This window comes from Shinella sp. 20P9.1.1, assembly GCF_057798995.1.
Map to the genome: position 1 here is coordinate 45868 of NZ_JBYOLC010000013.1, position 16875 is coordinate 62742.

Here is a 16875-nt window from a genome sequence, read left to right on the forward strand (position 1 = left end):
CCGGATTGTTTTCACCGAAGTTGCCGTCCGCGTCAAGAGGCAGGGTGCCGCAGCCGGTCAAACGCGGCAGCGGGGGTTCTGTTCCCGGTTTTTGTGCCGCTCCCCTGTACCAAGCCCCGTCTCCGTTCCTATATTCGCCGCACAGTGATTTGCCAGAAAGGATCTCCCATGACCGAAACGCCGATCGATCCCGCCCTCGTCGAATGGACCGGCCTCAACGGCCTGCCGCGGTTCGATCTCGTAAGGGACGACGCCTTTGCGGCGAGCTTCGATGCGGCGCTAGCGGCCCATGAGGCGGAGATCGACGCGATCGCCGGCAATCCCGACGTGCCGACCTTCGAGAATACGGTCGTGGCGCTGGAGATCGCCGGCGATGCGCTGTCGCGGGTCTCGGCCCTGTTCTGGAGCCGCGCCGGCGCCAACACCAATGACACGATCCAGGCGCTGGAGCGCGACATCGCACCCAAAATGTCGCGGCACTATTCGAAGATCGGCACCAATGCCGCGCTCTTCAAGCGCATCGATGCGCTGTGGGAGGGGCGTGCGGGCCTCAACCTTTCGCTGGAGCAGGTGCGCGTGCTGGAGCGGCACTGGAAGGGGTTTGTCAAATCGGGCGCCAAGCTTGCAAAGCCCGCACAGGATCGCCTCTCGGCGATCAATGAGACGCTGGCCGGTCTCGGCGCGAAATTCGGGCAGAACGTGCTGGCCGACGAGAAGAGCTGGGCGCTCTTCCTCGACGAGGGCGAGGCGCTGGACGGCCTGCCGGATTATCTGAAGGACGCCATGGCGTCGGCGGCGCGGGACCGCGGGCAGGACGGGCGCTATGCCGTCACCCTGTCGCGTTCGATCATCGAGCCCTTCCTTGCCTCCTCCGCCCGCCGGGACCTGCGCGAGCAGGCGTTCCGCGCCTGGGTGGCGCGCGGCGAGAATGACGGCGAGACGGACAATCGCGGCATCGTGAAGGACACGCTTGCGCTCCGCTTGGAAAAGGCCGGGCTGCTCGGCTACGCGAATTTTGCCGCGCTGAAGCTCGACAACACCATGGCGAAGACGCCGGACGCGGTGAACGGCCTCTTGATGCAGGTCTGGGAAAAGGCCGTGGCGCGGGCGCGCGAGGAGGAGGCGGAGCTTGCCACGCTCATCGCGGACGAGGGCCGCAACCACGAGGTCATGCCCTGGGACTGGCGCTACTACGCCGAAAAGCTGCGCGCCAAGAAGTTCAATTTCTCCGAAGCGGAACTGAAGCCCTATCTCCAGCTCGAAAAGATCATCGACGCCTGCTTCGACGTTGCCGAGCGGCTGTTCGGCATCCGCGCCATCGAGAAGAAGGACGTGCCGGTCTATCACCCCGATGTGCGGGTCTTCGAAATCCGCGATCGCGAGGACAGACTGGTCGCTATGTTCCTCGGCGATTATTTTGCGCGCTCTTCCAAACGCTCCGGCGCCTGGATGAGCTCCTACCAGAGCCAGCATCGCCTGCCGCTGCCGAACGGTTCGGTCGGTGAGATCCCGATCATCTACAATGTCTGCAATTTCGCAAAACCCGCCGAGGGCAAGCCGGCGCTGCTGTCGCTCGATGATGCGCGCACGCTGTTCCACGAGTTCGGCCATGCGCTGCACGGCATGCTCTCGGACGTCACCTATCCCTCGGTCTCCGGCACGGGCGTGTCGCGCGACTTCGTCGAACTGCCCTCGCAGCTCTATGAGCACTGGCTGACGGTGCCGGAAATCCTGACGCGTTACGCTGTGCACTACCAGACCGGCGAGGCGATGCCGCAGGCGCTGCTCGACAAGGTTCTCGCCGCCCGCACCTTCAATTCCGGCTTCGCGACGGTGGAATTCACCTCCTCGGCGCTGGTCGACATGGCGTTCCACACGCGGGGGCCTGTCGAGGACCCGATGGCGGTGCAGGCGGAGGTTCTGGAAAAGATCGGCCTGCCGAAGTCCATCGTCATGCGCCACGCGACGCCGCACTTCCAGCATGTCTTTTCGGGCGACGGCTACTCGGCCGGCTACTATTCCTACATGTGGTCGGAAGTGCTCGACGCGGATGCCTTCTCCGCCTTCACGGAAACGGGCGACGCCTTCAACCCCGCCATGGCGGCGCGGCTGAAGACCTATATCTACGCCGTCGGCGGCTCGGTGGACCCGGAGGACGCCTACAAGGCCTTCCGCGGCAAGCTGCCGACGCCGGAGGCCATGCTGGAGAAGAAGGGGCTGGCGGCCTGAACGGTCTGTCAGAAAGGCGCCTGAGGTCGGTGTTTCCTGTAGGGGCTCCACCTCTCCTCCGTCATGGTCGGGCTTGACCCGACCATCCATGCTCCGGGTGCGGCGGTGGATCCTCGGGTCGAGCCCGAGGATGACGTCAGTTGGGCTGCGCGGGTGGTGGCTAAAGCAGAAATACAGTCGGAGACGGCGCTGGCTTCGTCCGCCCCCGTCATTCTCCCGTCACCAAAGCTTGGGTGAACCGTCATCCTGCCGTTACCGGACTGACATGTCTCGGCCCGATGGTCTGCCCGTCGATTCGCGGGCTTGGCCGGAGGTGGCATGGCGATTGTTCCCGAGACGCTGACACGGCGCTCGTTTCTCTTGACCGCAGGGGCCGGTGTGCTGGCGACGTCTTCGGCGCTGGCGGTGCCCTATTATGCGCGGCGTCACGGCAGCCCGGTCTTTTCGCACGGCGTGCAATCCGGCGATGTCGATTGTTCCTCCGGCATGGTCTGGGCGCGCACGGACCGGCCGGCGGAGGTGACGCTCGAATATTCGACCACCGACAGTTTTCTCGACGTGACGCGCCTGCCGCTTCAAAAGGCGATGGGCACCTCCGACAATGCCGTTAAGGCGATGCTGGAAGGGCTCCTGCCGGACCAGGACATCTTCTATCGCTTTACCGCAAACGATCCCTATTCCAGCCACCTCGTCTCCGAGCCCGTCGTCGGCCGTTTCCGCACCGCGCCGATGCGCAAGCGCTCGGTGCGTTTCGTCTGGTCGGGCGATACGGCAGGCCAGGGCTGGGGCATCGACGATGTCGGCATGAAGACCTATTCGACCATGCTGCGCCACGAGCCGGATTTCTTCATCCATTCGGGCGACACGGTCTATGCCGACGGCCCGATCCCCGATGAAATCCCGCTGCGTGACGGCGGCATCTGGAAGAACCGTATCGTCACCGACGAGAAGCGCAACGTGGCGCGCACGCTCGAAGAATTTCGCGGCCAGTGGAAATACAATCTGCTCGACGAGCACCTGCTGTCCTTCAACAGCCAGTGCCCGACCTTCTTTCAGTGGGACGACCACGAGGTTTTGAACAACTGGTCGGAATCGAGCGACCTGACCGGCGACCGGCGCTATCCGGAAAAGGATATCGGCATCTACGAGCAGCGCGCCCGGCGCGCCTTCCACGAGATGACGCCGATCCGCTACTTTCCCACCGAACCCGGCCGCATTTTTCGCAAGGTCGGCTACGGGCCGCTGCTCGATGTGTTCTTCGTGGACCTGCGTTCCTATCGCAGCCCCAACAAGGGCGGCACGGAGAACGGCCTGTTCGGCTGGCGGCAGGCGGATTGGCTGCGCCGAGAGCTTGCCGCCTCTGAGGCGGTCTGGAAGGTCATCGCCTGCGACATGCCGCTCGGCCTCGTCATCTGGGACGATTATGCCAACAGCCTGGGTTACGAGGGCGTGGCCGATGGGTTGAACGGCCCGCCGGCGGCGCGCGAGCGGGAGATTGCCGATCTCCTTTCCTTCATGCGCGACAATGCCATTCACAATGTCGTCTGGCTGACGGCGGATGTGCACTACACGGCCGCGCACCACTACGACCCGTCGCGGGCGAAATTCCAGGAGTTCAATCCGTTCTGGGAATTCGTCTCCGGACCGCTGCATTCCGGCACCTATGGGCCGAAGCCGCTCGACATGACCTTCGGGCCGGAGGTGCGCTTCATCAAGGCGTCCTCGGGCGGCATCGACAGCAACCTGCCGCCCTCGGCCGGCCTGCAATTCTTCGGTCTCGTCGATATCAACGGGTCGAGCGAGGAGATGACGGTGCGGCTGATGGACCGGGAGGATCAGGAGCTTTGGCGCGTCGTGCTGCCGCCCGTGCGTTCATCATGATGCGAAGCCCTGCGCCATCGGAGCAACAGAGTTGCGGTCCGCCCCTTTCGCATTTGCGGAAAAACATGTAAGAGCCCGGCCATTGAAGACGGCGCCCTTATACCCTGCGCGCCCCGAACCTCAGAGATTAAACCATGTCTATCCGCAATATCGCGATTATCGCGCACGTCGACCATGGCAAGACCACGCTCGTTGACGAGCTTCTCAAGCAGTCCGGCTCCTTCCGTGAAAACCAGCGCGTCGCCGAACGCGTGATGGATAGTAACGACCTCGAAAAGGAACGTGGCATCACCATTCTCGCCAAGGCGACCTCGGTGGAATGGAAGGGCGTTCGCATCAACATCGTCGACACCCCCGGCCACGCCGACTTTGGCGGTGAAGTCGAGCGCATCCTGTCGATGGTGGACGGCGCCATCGTTCTCGTCGACTCGTCGGAAGGCCCGATGCCGCAGACCAAGTTCGTGGTCGGCAAGGCGCTGAAGGTCGGTCTGAAGCCGATCGTCGCGATCAACAAGATCGACCGTCCGGACGGCCGCCACGAGGAAGTGCTGAACGAGGTCTTCGACCTCTTCGCCAATCTCGACGCCACCGACGAACAGCTGGACTTCCCGATCCTCTACGGTTCGGGCCGTAACGGCTGGATGAACCTCAATCCGGAAGGCCCGAAGGACGAAGGCATGGCGCCGCTGCTCGACCTCGTGCTGAAGCACGTTCCCGAGCCCACCACCGAAGAAGGCCCGTTCCGCCTGATCGGCACGATCCTGGAAGCCAACCCCTTCCTCGGCCGCATCATCACCGGCCGCATCGCATCCGGCACGCTGAAGTCCAACCAGCCCGTCAAGGTTCTGGGCCAGGACGGCAAGCTGATCGAAACCGGCCGCATCTCGAAGATCCTCGCCTTCCGCGGCATCGAGCGCACGGCGATCGACGAAGCGCATGCCGGTGACATCGTCGCCATCGCCGGCCTCTCCAAGGGCACCGTCGCCGACACGTTCTGCGACCCTTCGGTCACCGAAGCGATGACGGCGCAGCCGATCGATCCGCCGACCGTCACCATGTCCTTCATCGTCAACGACAGCCCGCTGGCCGGCACCGAAGGCGACAAGGTCACCAGCCGCGTCATTCGCGACCGCCTGTTCAAGGAAGCCGAAGGCAATGTCGCGCTGAAGATCGAAGAAGCCGAAGGCAAGGATTCGTTCTACGTTTCCGGCCGCGGCGAACTTCAGCTCGCCGTTCTGATCGAAACCATGCGTCGTGAAGGTTTCGAGCTTGCCGTGTCGCGTCCGCGCGTCGTCATGCACAAGGACGAAGACGGCAACACCATGGAGCCGATCGAAGAAGTCGTCGTCGACGTCGACGAAGAGCATTCGGGTATCGTCGTGCAGAAGATGTCCGAGCGTAAGGCCGAGATGACGGAACTGCGTCCGTCGGGCGGCAACCGCGTTCGCCTGAAGTTCCTGGCACCGACCCGCGGCCTCATCGGCTACCAGTCGGAACTCTTGACCGACACGCGCGGCACGGCGATCATGAACCGTCTGTTCCACGACTACCAGCCCTTCAAGGGTGCCATCGGCGGCCGCGTCAACGGCGTGCTGCTGTCGAACGGTTCGGGCGAAGCCGTGGCTTACGCCATGTTCAACCTGGAAGACCGCGGCCCGATGATCATCGAGCCGGGCGAGAAGGTCTATGCGGGCATGATCATCGGCATCCACTCGCGCGACAACGACCTCGAGGTCAACGTGCTCAAGGGCAAGCAGCTCACCAACATCCGCGCCGCCGGCAAGGATGAGGCCGTGAAGCTGACCCCGCCGATCCGCATGACGCTCGACCGGGCGCTGTCGTGGATCCAGGACGACGAGCTGATGGAAGTGACGCCGAAGTCGATCCGTCTGCGCAAGATGTTCCTCGACGCCAATGATCGCAAGCGATTCGACAAGCAGCGTGCTGCCGGCGCGGCCTAAGCGCTTCTTCCCGAAACGGGACAAATGTGAACCCCGGTCGCAAGGCCGGGGTTTTTCATGTGTGTGCCATCGTTTTACGGCTTGTGACGTTTGTTAAAAAAGCGTTAACTTTTCCCCGTGCCATCCGGAACACGCCTGTGGGCAATGGAGGCCTTCGTATAGGCGCGGGATTCCGGTGGAATCGGTGCGGGAATAAGAGTGGTGTTATGAAGACACTGTCGATCGATGTGCGGCGCGCCGAGCCGCAGGACGCGCGCGCGATATCCGAGACGCATCGGGTGTCGTGGCTGCAGGCCTATGGCGGCCTCATTCCGCATATTGCGCTCAACCAGATGGTCGACCGTCGCAACGAGACCTGGTGGCGCAAGGCGACCCGCGGCCCCGCGACGCTGCTGGTGCTCGATGTCGCCGGCACGGTGGCCGGTTACGCCACGCTCGGCCTCAACCGCGCCCGCGCGCTGCCGCAGGAAGGCGAAATCTACGAACTCTATCTACGCCCGGAATACCAGGGCATCGGCCTTGGTCGGTTGCTGTTCGGCGAGGCGCAGCGGCTTTTGAAGTCGCTTGGCTGCAACGGCATGATCGCCTGGTGCCTTGAGGACAGCGAACATGCCGACCGCTTCTTCCGCTCCGCCGGCGGACGCGACATTGCCGAGGGCATGGAGAATTTCGGCGACAAGGAACTGAAGAAGATCGGTTTCGTCTGGCCCTGAGGCCTACTCGACAGCACCCGGCAGGGTGCGTGACGGTTCTCCCGCAAGCTTTCCCCGCTTCCCATGCCATTGCGGCTCGCTCACGCCGCAGGCAAAGTTCGCAGCCTCCTCATCCGCAACCGTGCGGGCGAGTGTGTTAGCATCCTTGTTCTCCAGCGCATCGACATAACCGACGACGCAGCTCGTCGGATTGTCCTTCGTCGCCACCGTGGAGACGACGAGCACCTGGCCCGTCCTGGAATCGGCCTCGCCCGTCGTCTCGGGATCGGCGACGAACCAGCGCACGATGGTGGCGACCGGCATGCCCTTTGCGCCAAGCCGCCATTCGATCTTGGTGCCGGTGTGGTTGAACGGCCCGAAGGTCTCGAAGGCTTCGTCGATATAGGCCTTGCCGACCGGGCCATAGGCGATGCTCTGCCGGAGATCGCCTTCCTTGAAATAGACCGGAAGGTCCTTGTAGCCGGCGCATTGCAGGCTGACGCTCTCGCCTTCCTCTGACGCTTCGGACAGCGTCTTGCAGGCATCGAGGTCCCGGTCGGTATAGGCGCTCTCGTTGGCGCGGGCGGCGCCCGCGGATGCGGCAAGGGCGACGGAAAGCAGAAGCGGCGTCAGGCGCATGAAAAATCCTCCGGTTGCAAGGAAGACGGCACATCCGGTCCGTCTATTCGAAAGTCATGTTGCGCCGCAGCGGGATTCGCTTTAGGAAGCCCCGGAATTCACTGCATCTCACTGAGGGAGCCCCCATGCGTATCGATGCGATTTCCGTTGGCAAGAACCCGCCTGAAGACGTGAACGTCATTGTCGAGGTGCCGGTCGGCGGCCACCCGATCAAGTACGAGATGGACAAGGAAGCCGGCGCGCTCGTCGTCGACCGCTTCCTCTACACGCCGATGACCTATCCGGGCAATTACGGCTTCGTGCCGCACACGCTGTCGGAAGACGGCGACCCGATCGACGTGCTGATCGCCAACACCCGCCCGCTCGTTCCGGGCTGCGTGATCAATGTGCGCCCGATCGGCGTTCTGGTCATGGAAGACGACGGCGGCAAGGACGAGAAGATCATCGCCGTGCCGGTGCCGAAGCTGACGCGCCGCTACGACAAGGTCGCGAACTACACCGACCTGCCGGAAATCACGCTCAAGCAGATCGAGCACTTCTTCACGCATTACAAGGATCTGGAGCCCGGCAAGTGGGTGAAGATCGCCGGCTGGGAAAATGTCGATACGGCCAAGAAGATGATTCTCGAAGCCGTCGAGCGCTACAACGCCTCGAAGTAAGCGCAGGCGCGCTTTCGGGCCTCAAAACAAAACCCTCCGGGTCGCCAGCGATCCGGAGGGTTTTTTTGTCAAAGCGAATGTCAGAGAACCGCGGGCGCCAGAACCGTGCGGATGACCTGTTCGAGGAAGAACAGGATGACCAGCACGACGAGCGGCGACAGGTCGACGCCGCCGAAATTCGGCAGGACGCGGCGGATCGGGCGATAGATCGGTTCGGTCAGCTGGTAGAGCGAGCGGCCGATGGTCGCGATCACCTGATTGTTCGCGTTGATGACATTGAAGGCATAGAGCCAGGAAAAGATCGCCGAGGCGATGACCAGGAACCATGCGATGCTGATGATGAACAATAGGGTGTTGATGACCGCTATCATTGACGTCTCCAATTGGTTTCGTCCCGACATGTAGCCATTGCAAGGCCTGCCAGCAAGGCCGGCGCCGGACAGTGCGGTAACATGTTTAATGTGCCGGTATTTTTTGAGGCGCTCAGGCCTCGTGAAAAATGCGGTCGAGGAAGGACGTCATCCAGAGGCGCAGCGCCGCATCGTGCAGCAGGCGCCCGTCGAGATGCAGGCGGCCGGTCTGGGCGCCCGGCAGCTCGAAGCGATGCGCGCCGCGCACGACCCAGCGGTGCATCATGGCCAGCGTCAGTTCGCCGTGGAACTGGATGCCCCAGGCATTGTCGCCATAGCGGAAGGCCTGGTTTTCATAGTGATGACCGGTGGCGAGCAGCGTTGCGCCGGAGGGCAGGTCGAAGCCCTCGCGGTGGAACTGATAGACCATATCCGGCCAGGGCATCAGCGCGGTGCCGGCCTCGGTCGCAGCGAGCGGATACCAGCCGATCTCCGTCCAGCCCTCGGTATGGCCGAACACGGTGCCGCCGAGATTTTTCACGAGCATCTGCGCCCCAAGACAGATGCCGAGGAAGGGGCGGTTCTCCTTCAGGGGCACATTCAGCCAGTCGATCTCTTGGCGCACATAGGGTTCGTCGTCATTGGCGCTCATCGGCCCGCCGAACACGACGGCGCCGGCATGATGGCTAAGCGTTTCCGGCAGGGGATCGCCGAGCACGGGGCGGCGGATGTCGAGCGCATGGCCCATCTGCTGCAGGATCTGCCCCACGCGGCCGGGGCTGGAGGTCTCCTGATGCAGCACGATCAGAACGGGGCGTTTGGCACGCGGTTTTCGCGGGAAATCGAGCATGGCTCAGGCCTCGTCCGGCTCCCCATGCGCCACCGCGCCCACTCGTTCGGCCACTTCCTGTCGCTTCATGATGCGCTCCCGGCCGGAGACGCCGAGCAGGTCGGCGATACGCCAGATGGCGTGGTCCTCCATCTCGCTGCGTTCGCCATCGGCATAGACGATCTCCCAGAGCAGGCCGATCAGCGCGATGCGCTGGTCCTCTGAAAGCTGGCGCTTCAGTTCGGAGGTGAAGCGGAAGAAGTCGATCGCCTCGCTCTCCGCATCGGCGCCGGCATCGACCAGCGCCTCCATTTCCGCCGGATCGACGCTGTAAAGCTCGCTGAAATGGTCGTGCAGCGCTTTCTTCTCGACATCCAGCACCTGGCCGTCCGCCTCCATCACCTGGATGCAGAGGGCCATAACCGCGACCCGCGGATCGTCGGCGGCGAAGGCCGGTTTGCTGTCGCCGCCGGAAAGGCTCGCCAGAAACTGCTGCAAGCGTTCGAACATCGATGGTTTAGCCCCGTTCCCTCAAGCCCCAAGAACAATCAGTACAATCAGAACAGCCGGAAGCCGCTGGTTCCATCCCGTTTAACGGCTGCGCCTTCCTTGACACCGGGATCATCCGGCAGGCCGAAGAACGGGCGTTCCTCCTCCTGAACCGGTGCCTCGTCCTTGGCCTTTTCCACCACCACGGGCGCCTTTTCGACGACGGCGGCCACCACGACGGGCTTTTCGACCGGCGCCTTCTTGACCTTCACGACCTCTTCCACTTTGGCGGCCGGCTTCGCCTCGATGGCGAGCGGTGGCAGGGTGCGGATCGCCTCGTCGACAGCATCCGTCGAGCCTTCCTCGACCGGTCCTTCCAGCGCGCTGACGGGCGTCTTCCACTCGAAGGCGTCGAGACGGCCGGTGACGGGCGAGACGGCGCGCCATTCCGGTGCGGTGATGCCGTCGGCCGTCCAGGCCGGATCGCGCGGGGCTTTCAGCGCCTGGTTCATCCAGTGGCGGATGCGGCCCTGGTCGCCGGTTTCGGCATCCTCGATATCGGCCAGCAGCAGGAAGGCGCTTTCGCGTGGCGCAAGGCGTGCGGCGGCCTCGGCCTTGCCGCGGGCCAGCGCAAAATTGCGTGTCTCCAGTGCGGCTTCCGCGACGGCATAGAGCGCCTCGGCATTGTTCGGGCGGATCGCTTCCAGCTTTTCCGCCCGCTTCAGCCGGTCGGCGGCGGAATCGCCGCTGCGGGCGCGGACATAGAGCTTCGCCACGTCGCCATGCGCCGTCGTCTTCCAGAGTTTTTCCAGGATGGAGGCGGCCTTGCGCAGATTGTCTTCGCGCAGATAGGCCTTGGCCTCGATCAGCCCGGCCGGCACGAAGTTCTCGTCGAGCTTCAGCGCCTGATGGGCATCCTCGCGCGCACCCTTCGGGTCCGCGTCGAGCTTGGCCGCTGCGCGGGCCGTCAGTAGCACGGTCTTGCGGCGGGCATAGGTCTTTTTCTCCTCCGCCGAGCCGGAGCGGCCGTCGCCAAGCAGCTTCAGCGCCTCGTCCCAGTCGCCGGCCTCGGATCGGTATTCGAGGGCGGCTTCCGTCGCCCAGGGCAGCTGCGGCGCCTTTTCGGCGGCGCGCTCGGCATATTGCCGGGCGGCCTCGTTGGCGCCGAGGCGGCGGGCTTCGAGATAAAGGCCGCGCAGGCCGAGTTCGCGCGTTTCCGGATCGTCGGCCATCAGCTCGAATTTCTTCCGCGCGTCGTCGTAGCGGCCTTCGATCATCGCGGCCTGCGCTTCGAGTAGATGGATGAGCGGTTCCTGATCGGCGCTCAGCAGGCCCTTGGTACGGCCGAGCATTTTGCGCGCGCCGGCAGCGTCGCCGGCGCCGGCGGCGATCAGGCCGGTCGAGAGCGCCTGATAGCCGCGGTCGCGCTTGCGGGCGCGGAAAAAGCGCTGGATCGACTGCGGCGAGGTCCAGATGACGCGCACGATCCACCAGGAGAGCATCACGGCGGCGATCAGCGAGGCGACGAGCGTGGCGGCGACCATCAGGCTCATATCGGCGCGCTGGCCCTGCCAGATGATCGAGAGTTCGCCGGGGCGATCGGCAAGCCAGGCAAAGCCGGCGGCAAGGGCGAGAACGAAGAGAGCGAAGACCAGAATGCGTGCCATGAAGTCTTCTCCTCAGCCCTGGTTGCCGTTGGCGGTGCCGGTCATGGCGCCGGAGACGGCGGCGCCGATCAGGCCCTCGACGGTAACGCGCGTATCGAGCTTGCGCTTGTACTCTGCCGCCGCGGCCTGGCCCGCTTCCGGCAGGGTCTGCCATTCGATCTGGGCGCCCTTGAAATCGCCGTTCTGCAGCTTGTTCTCAATGCGCGCGACGACGGCTTCCGGCGTGTCGCCTTCGATGCTGCCGACGGGCCGCACGCGGATGGCCGAGGTGGCGCTCGACATCAGGCGGTTGAAAATGCCCTGATCGCCGTCGGGCTGGTGCACGGCGTCGAGAATGACATCGGCCGTCGGCTGGAAATCACGCACGAGATCGGACCGCGAGGCGACGCCGACCGCGGCATGCTCGCGCAGGCCCGCCACGGACGGATCATCCGGCGCGATGCTGGCGAAGGCTTCGAGTTCGGCAAGGTAGGGACCGCCGCGGTCGATTGCGGTCTTCAATGCGCTTGCCGCCACGGCGCGGGCCATTTCGACGTCGCTGCGCGGTTCGTCGAGCTTCTGCTCGGCGGCGGCGATACGCTCCGTAAGCTGGCTTTCCGTCGAGCTGACGGCTTCGGTCGTGCGCGCGATGGCCTCGCGCAGCGCCGTAAGCTCGGTGTGCAGGCGGGTCACGTCGCCTTCGAGCTTGCTTACTGTTTCCGGGTTGCCGGCCGTCGCGCCGCCGCCGTCACCGGTGCCCTTTTCGAGAGCGGCGATGCGGGTTTCGATTGGCTGGAGATCGACGGGGTTGGCCGCCGGCGTGTCAGCAAGGCGCGTCTTCAGGGCCTCGACCTCATTGGAGAGACCGGCAAGCGCGCCGGTGTCGCCAACACGATCCGGGCCCAGCGCGGGCAGGTAGCCGCCATATTGCAGGCTGCCGGCGCCGAGAAGGGCGATCAGGCCGCCGAGAATGCCGGCGGCAAGCGGGCCGGCATTGCCGCGGCGCGGCTCCGGCGCGGTCTGGGTATAGACCGGTTCCTCATAGGCCGGGCGGACCGGTTCGACCGGCTCCGGCTTTTCTTCCGGGGTTTCCTGGAGTTCCGGTTCCGCAGCGGTGATTTCTGGCGTTGCAGTCTCGATCGTGTCCGCCGTCACAGCATCTGCTTCCACCTTCTCTTCGGCGGCGGGCGCTTCGGTGTCGGCGGAGGCGGGAACCGCTTCGAGATCGATCGTCACGGGTTCGTCGCCGGCCTTGTTGCGGCGAGACGGGGTTTCCGGTTCCATGGCGATCTCCTCGCGTTCATGTGCATTGCACTAAACCTAGACAGCGAAGACAGCGAGGGAAAGACCCTTGCGGCAATTTCGTCCATGGCAGCTAGCGCTAGAGGAGATCGAGCAGGCTTTCCTCGTTCGGCGCCGAGGCGACGACGGTGAGCGCGGTGAAGCGCTGCGGCACGGCCTTGGCGACATTGGCGCTCATGCAGAGCATCAGCGTGGAGAGAAAACGCTCCGGCGTTTCCATCAGCGGCGAGAGTTCGAAGAAGGTGCGGGCCGTTTCGCGCGAATAGAGCAGGACGGCATCCGGCACCGGCTTGAGCAAAGCCTCGACCTCCGTGCGCCTGGGGATGAGCGGCGCCATGCGGTAGCATTCGACGGTGCGCAGCGGAATGCCGGCTTCGTTGAGCCGGGTTTCGAAACCGGCGGCGCGCGGATGACCGGCGAGATAGAGGATCGGTTCGGCCGGCATGCCGAAATCCCGGCAATGGTCGGCGATCATATTGGCGAGGTCCTTGCCGTCGCCGCCAGGTGTCAGGACCGTGCGGAAACCCGCTTCCTCCGCCGCCTGGGCGGAAGCCTCGCCGACGGAGAAGACGGTGGTCAAAAGATGCCGGTCGAGCGCCGGGCCGATCTTGCCGACGAGGCGCGCCACTTCCGCGCTGGTGATGGCGATCGCCGAATGGCGCTCCGCCAAAGCAGCGCGGGCGGCTTCGATATCGTGTTCGGCTTCGGACAGCGGCATCGTGACCGCCTCGTGGCCGAGGGCGGCGAGTTTTCGCGCGGTGCGGGCGGCGGCGGGCGCCGGCCTGGTGACGAGAACGCGCAAGGATCAGCCCCAGCTTTCGAAGAAACCCGCTCCCGCCCTGGCGCGGATCGCCTGCCCCGCCGCTTCGCCGAGGTCTGCGGCGCTATCGGCTGCACCGCTCGTCTCGATTTCATGGAACTGACTTCCGTCGGGCGTCAGGATCATGCCGCGGAACTGGAGATGGTCGCCCTCGACTGTCGCATAGCCGGCGATCGGCGTGCGACAGGAGCCGTCGAGGGTGGCGAGGAAGCCGCGTTCGCAGGAGACGGCAGCGCGGGTCGCGCGGTCGTCGATGGCGGCGAGCAGGCCGTTGATACGGTCGTCGTTTACGCGGCTTTCGATGCAGATCGCGCCCTGCGCCGGGGCCGGCGGGAAGGAGACGGGATCGAGCAGTTCGGTCGGCACGTCGAGTTTGCCGAGGCGCTTCAGGCCGGCATAGGCGAGCAGCGTCGCATCGGCCTCACCGGCGGCGAGTTTACCGAGGCGGGTCTCGACCTGGCCGCGGAAGACGATGACGTTGATGTCAGGCCGGAGACGGCGGATGAGGGCCTGGCGGCGCAGCGACGCGGAGCCGACGGTGGCGCCCTGCGGCAGGTCGATGAGGCGCTTGGCGGTGCGGCCGATGAACGCGTCGCGGATGTCCTCGCGCGGCAGGTAGGCGGAGAGGTGCAGGCCCTCGGGCAGCTTGGTCGGCATGTCCTTGGAGGAGTGCACGGCAAAATCGAGTTCGCCTGACGACAGCTGCGCCTCGATTTCCTCCGTGAACAGGCCCTTGCCGCCGATCAGCGCCAGCGAGCGGTCGGTGATGCGGTCGCCCTTCGTCGAGAGCACGACGATCTCGAACAGATCCTCCGGCAGGCCGTGCGCGGCCATCAGGCGCGTCCGGGTCTCGTAGGCCTGGGCGAGCGCCAGCGGGCTGCCCCGGGTGCCGATCCTGAAAGGTTTTGTTTGCATCCGCCTTGATCCATTGTTACCGGGATGTCTCGTAACCGGCTTTCCGGCCCATCGCAATCAATCCTAGTGCTTCATGTCGTCCCAATTGACCATTCTCGGCATCGAAACGAGCTGCGACGAGACCGCCGCGGCCGTCGTCATGCGCGATGCCTCGGGAAAAGGCGAGATCCTCGGCGAGGTGGTGCTGAGCCAACTCGAAGAGCACAGCGCCTATGGCGGCGTGGTGCCGGAGATTGCGGCACGTGCCCATGTGGAAGCGCTGGACAGCCTGATTTCCGAGGCACTTTTGCGGGCCGGCAAGTCGCTTGCGGATGTCGATGCCATTGCCGCGACGAGCGGGCCGGGGCTGATCGGCGGTCTCATCGTCGGCCTGATGACCGGCAAGGCGATCGCGCGGGCGACCGGAAAGCCGCTCTATGCCGTCAACCATCTCGAAGGCCACGCGCTGACGGCGCGGCTGACGGACGGGCTCTCCTTCCCCTATCTGATGCTGCTCGTGTCCGGCGGGCACACCCAGCTCGTGCTGATCCGCGGCGTCGATGATTACGAGCGCTGGGGCACCACGATAGACGACGCGCTCGGCGAAGCCTTCGACAAGACGGCCAAGCTGCTCGGCCTGCCCTATCCGGGCGGTCCGGCTGTCGAACGCATGGCGAAAAAGGGCAACCCCGAGCGCTTCACCTTCCCGCGTCCGCTGGTCGGCGAGGCGCGGCTCGATTTCTCCTTCTCCGGTCTCAAGACGGCGGTGCGCCAGGCGGCGCAGTCGATCGAGCCGGTGACGGATCAGGATATCGCCGATATCTGCGCCTCCTTCCAGCGCGCCGTCTCGCGCACGCTGAAGGACCGCATCGGCCGCGGTCTGGAGCGGTTTCGTGCGCTCTATCCCGATGTGGCGACGCCCGCGCTGGTCGTTGCCGGCGGTGTTGCGGCGAATGCGGAACTGCGCGCGACGTTGCAGGCGCTCTGCGACAAGAACCGCTTCCATTTCATCGCCCCGCCGCTCGCACTCTGCACGGACAATGCCGCGATGATCGCCTGGGCGGGGCTGGAGCGCATGGCCGCCGGGTTGGCGCCCGACGATCTTACGGTCGCGCCACGCTCGCGCTGGCCGCTCGATAAACAAGCGGCCACCCTTCTCGGATCCGGCAAGCGGGGAGCCAAGGCATGACGATCTCGAAGCGCATCGCCGTGGTCGGTGCCGGCGCCTTCGGCACGGCGCTGGCAAGTGTTGCGGCGGCCAGCGGCGGTGATGTCACCCTGATCGGCCGCGATGCCGCTGCCGTCGAAGCCATGCGGGCGACGCGACGCAACGAAAAGGCGCTGCCGGGCATCGATCTGCCGGCAGCTTTGGCCTTCAGTGCCGATGTGGAATGCATTCGCGGCGCGGGCATCGTGCTGTTCGCGATGCCCTCGCAGGCGCAGCGTGAAGCGGCGCGCCAGCTCGCGCCGCTGTTGGCGCCGGGCACGGCGGTGGTCATCTGTGCCAAAGGCATGGAAAAGGGCACCGGCCGTTTGCTGACCGAGGTGCTGGAAGAAGAATTGCCCGGCCGCGAGGTCGCCGTACTCTCCGGTCCCGGCTTTGCCGCCGATATCGCGAAGGGGCTGCCGACGGCCATGGTCGTTGCGGCGCGTTCGGCCGAGATCGGTGCTGCGCTCGCGCAGGCGCTGTCCGGCCCGACCTTCCGGCTTTATCCTTCGACGGACCGGATCGGCGTGCAGCTCGGCGGCGCGCTGAAGAACGTTCTGGCGATCGCCTGCGGCATCATCGAGGGCGCCCAGCTTGGCGATTCGGCGCGGGCGGCGCTGATTTCGCGCGGGCTTGCGGAACTGTCGCGCTTCGTCGAGGCGCATGGCGGCGAGGGGATCACCGTTACCGGGCTTTCCGGCCTCGGCGATCTCGTCCTGACCGGCACCAGCCACCAGTCGCGCAATCTGCGCTTCGGCATAGCGCTCGGCCGCAATGGCACGGCGGCCGGTTGGTCCGGCGATCTCGTGGAAGGTGCCTTCGCCGCCTCTGTAGCGTCAGGTGTGGCGGCGGAAAGAGGCATCGACATGCCGATCACCGACGCGGTCGCCCGTATCATCGATGGCACGCTCGACGTGAAAACCGCCATCGGGCAGCTGATGACGCGCCCGATCACCCAGGAATGACAAGGAAGGATCGCTTCATGCTTTTCGCATTCATCTGCCAGGACAAGCCCGGTGCGCTTCAGGTGCGCATGGACACGCGCCCGGACCACGTCGCCTATCTGAACGATCTCAATGCCGCCGGAAAGCTTACCTTCGCCGGGCCCTTCCTCGGTGACGACACCAAGCCGACCGGCAGCCTCGTCGTGGTGAAGGCCGAGACGATCGAAGAGGCGCGGCAGATCGCGGCAAGCGATCCCTATGCCAAGGCCGGCCTGTTCGCCTCCGTCGAGGTGAAGGCCTGGAACTGGGTCTTCAACAATCCGGAGGCATAAG

The 16875-nt window shown here is 65.0% G+C and carries 16 protein-coding genes; 8 read left to right on the forward strand and 8 right to left on the reverse strand.

The features are described 5' to 3' along the window. Positions 1 to 168 precede the first annotated feature (168 nt). The 4 genes from AC27VQ_RS20840 (at position 169) to AC27VQ_RS20855 (ending at position 6784) form a co-directional block, all read left to right on the forward strand. Positions 169 to 2229, forward strand: a complete 2061-nt coding sequence (locus AC27VQ_RS20840; RefSeq protein ID WP_488717796.1) for a M3 family metallopeptidase — start codon at positions 169 to 171, stop codon at positions 2227 to 2229. 318 nt (positions 2230 to 2547) lie between these two features. Beyond that, positions 2548 to 4110 carry an alkaline phosphatase D family protein gene (locus AC27VQ_RS20845; protein ID WP_488717797.1) on the forward strand — a complete coding sequence of 521 codons (1563 nt, stop codon included), beginning with the start codon at positions 2548 to 2550 and terminating at the stop codon, positions 4108 to 4110. Between the two features lie 134 nt (positions 4111 to 4244). Next, positions 4245 to 6071, forward strand: coding sequence for a translational GTPase TypA (gene typA, locus AC27VQ_RS20850; RefSeq protein WP_313527959.1), 1827 nt, complete (start codon positions 4245 to 4247; stop codon positions 6069 to 6071). Positions 6072 to 6277: 206 nt separating this feature from the next. Next, complete coding sequence (locus AC27VQ_RS20855; protein WP_313527957.1) at positions 6278 to 6784, forward strand: GNAT family N-acetyltransferase; 507 nt, start codon at positions 6278 to 6280, stop codon at positions 6782 to 6784. Between the two features lie 3 nt (positions 6785 to 6787). Here the strand turns inward: AC27VQ_RS20855 and AC27VQ_RS20860 are convergent, their stop codons facing one another. Continuing rightward, on the reverse strand, positions 6788 to 7402 hold the full coding sequence (locus tag AC27VQ_RS20860) for a hypothetical protein (protein WP_488717798.1): 615 nt from the start codon (positions 7400 to 7402) through the stop codon (positions 6788 to 6790). A gap of 125 nt (positions 7403 to 7527) precedes the next feature. Here AC27VQ_RS20860 and ppa point away from each other — a divergent pair, with 125 nt between their 5' ends. Then, positions 7528 to 8061 (forward strand): inorganic diphosphatase, encoded by a 534-nt coding sequence (ppa, locus tag AC27VQ_RS20865; protein ID WP_488717799.1) that lies wholly within the window; start codon positions 7528 to 7530, stop codon positions 8059 to 8061. Positions 8062 to 8141: 80 nt separating this feature from the next. On the opposite strand, the gene AC27VQ_RS20870 is transcribed toward ppa, so the two are convergent. The 7 genes from AC27VQ_RS20870 to hemC form a co-directional block, all read right to left on the reverse strand. Then, positions 8142 to 8432 (reverse strand): YggT family protein, encoded by a 291-nt coding sequence (locus AC27VQ_RS20870; protein WP_117371263.1) that lies wholly within the window; start codon positions 8430 to 8432, stop codon positions 8142 to 8144. 112 nt (positions 8433 to 8544) lie between these two features. Continuing rightward, positions 8545 to 9261 carry a glutamine amidotransferase gene (locus AC27VQ_RS20875; RefSeq protein ID WP_488717800.1) on the reverse strand — a complete coding sequence of 239 codons (717 nt, stop codon included), beginning with the start codon at positions 9259 to 9261 and terminating at the stop codon, positions 8545 to 8547. Positions 9262 to 9264: 3 nt separating this feature from the next. Beyond that, positions 9265 to 9750, reverse strand: a complete 486-nt coding sequence (locus tag AC27VQ_RS20880; RefSeq protein ID WP_488717801.1) for a tellurite resistance TerB family protein — start codon at positions 9748 to 9750, stop codon at positions 9265 to 9267. A gap of 47 nt (positions 9751 to 9797) precedes the next feature. Next, entirely contained in the window at positions 9798 to 11396 is a 1599-nt protein-coding gene (locus tag AC27VQ_RS20885) for a heme biosynthesis protein HemY (RefSeq protein ID WP_488717802.1), read from the reverse strand. A 12-nt stretch (positions 11397 to 11408) separates the two neighbouring features. Next, complete coding sequence (locus AC27VQ_RS20890) at positions 11409 to 12659, reverse strand: COG4223 family protein (protein WP_488717803.1); 1251 nt, start codon at positions 12657 to 12659, stop codon at positions 11409 to 11411. Positions 12660 to 12756: 97 nt separating this feature from the next. After that, positions 12757 to 13479, reverse strand: coding sequence for a uroporphyrinogen-III synthase (locus AC27VQ_RS20895; protein WP_488717804.1), 723 nt, complete (start codon positions 13477 to 13479; stop codon positions 12757 to 12759). A 3-nt stretch (positions 13480 to 13482) separates the two neighbouring features. Next, the gene (gene hemC, locus AC27VQ_RS20900) at positions 13483 to 14412 is read right to left on the reverse strand and encodes a hydroxymethylbilane synthase (RefSeq protein WP_488717805.1); all 930 of its coding nucleotides are present in this window, start codon (positions 14410 to 14412) and stop codon (positions 13483 to 13485) included. A 73-nt stretch (positions 14413 to 14485) separates the two neighbouring features. On the opposite strand from hemC, the gene tsaD reads away from it, so the two are divergent. The 3 genes from tsaD to AC27VQ_RS20915 are packed head-to-tail and all read left to right on the forward strand — an operon-like array spanning position 14486 to position 16874. Further along, positions 14486 to 15580: a tRNA (adenosine(37)-N6)-threonylcarbamoyltransferase complex transferase subunit TsaD gene (tsaD, locus tag AC27VQ_RS20905; protein WP_488717806.1), complete on the forward strand. Its 1095-nt coding sequence runs from the start codon at positions 14486 to 14488 to the stop codon at positions 15578 to 15580. A gap of 2 nt (positions 15581 to 15582) precedes the next feature. Then, positions 15583 to 16563, forward strand: a complete 981-nt coding sequence (locus AC27VQ_RS20910) for an NAD(P)H-dependent glycerol-3-phosphate dehydrogenase (RefSeq protein ID WP_488717887.1) — start codon at positions 15583 to 15585, stop codon at positions 16561 to 16563. A gap of 17 nt (positions 16564 to 16580) precedes the next feature. Next, entirely contained in the window at positions 16581 to 16874 is a 294-nt protein-coding gene (locus AC27VQ_RS20915) for a YciI-like protein (protein WP_313527937.1), read from the forward strand. Position 16875: the final 1 nt, after the last annotated feature.

Coding starts and splice junctions, on each gene's coding strand:
- ppa (WP_488717799.1), top strand. CDS start 7,528: ATGCGTATCGATGCGATTTCCGTTGGCAAGAACCCGCCTGAAGACGTG.
- tsaD (WP_488717806.1), top strand. CDS start 14,486: ATGTCGTCCCAATTGACCATTCTCGGCATCGAAACGAGCTGCGACGAG.
- AC27VQ_RS20890 (WP_488717803.1), bottom strand. CDS start 12,659: ATGGAACCGGAAACCCCGTCTCGCCGCAACAAGGCCGGCGACGAACCC.
- AC27VQ_RS20880 (WP_488717801.1), bottom strand. CDS start 9,750: ATGTTCGAACGCTTGCAGCAGTTTCTGGCGAGCCTTTCCGGCGGCGAC.
- AC27VQ_RS20845 (WP_488717797.1), top strand. CDS start 2,548: ATGGCGATTGTTCCCGAGACGCTGACACGGCGCTCGTTTCTCTTGACC.
- AC27VQ_RS20860 (WP_488717798.1), bottom strand. CDS start 7,402: ATGCGCCTGACGCCGCTTCTGCTTTCCGTCGCCCTTGCCGCATCCGCG.
- AC27VQ_RS20870 (WP_117371263.1), bottom strand. CDS start 8,432: ATGATAGCGGTCATCAACACCCTATTGTTCATCATCAGCATCGCATGG.
- hemC (WP_488717805.1), bottom strand. CDS start 14,412: ATGCAAACAAAACCTTTCAGGATCGGCACCCGGGGCAGCCCGCTGGCG.
- AC27VQ_RS20915 (WP_313527937.1), top strand. CDS start 16,581: ATGCTTTTCGCATTCATCTGCCAGGACAAGCCCGGTGCGCTTCAGGTG.
- AC27VQ_RS20855 (WP_313527957.1), top strand. CDS start 6,278: ATGAAGACACTGTCGATCGATGTGCGGCGCGCCGAGCCGCAGGACGCG.
- typA (WP_313527959.1), top strand. CDS start 4,245: ATGTCTATCCGCAATATCGCGATTATCGCGCACGTCGACCATGGCAAG.
- AC27VQ_RS20840 (WP_488717796.1), top strand. CDS start 169: ATGACCGAAACGCCGATCGATCCCGCCCTCGTCGAATGGACCGGCCTC.
- AC27VQ_RS20885 (WP_488717802.1), bottom strand. CDS start 11,396: ATGGCACGCATTCTGGTCTTCGCTCTCTTCGTTCTCGCCCTTGCCGCC.
- AC27VQ_RS20875 (WP_488717800.1), bottom strand. CDS start 9,261: ATGCTCGATTTCCCGCGAAAACCGCGTGCCAAACGCCCCGTTCTGATC.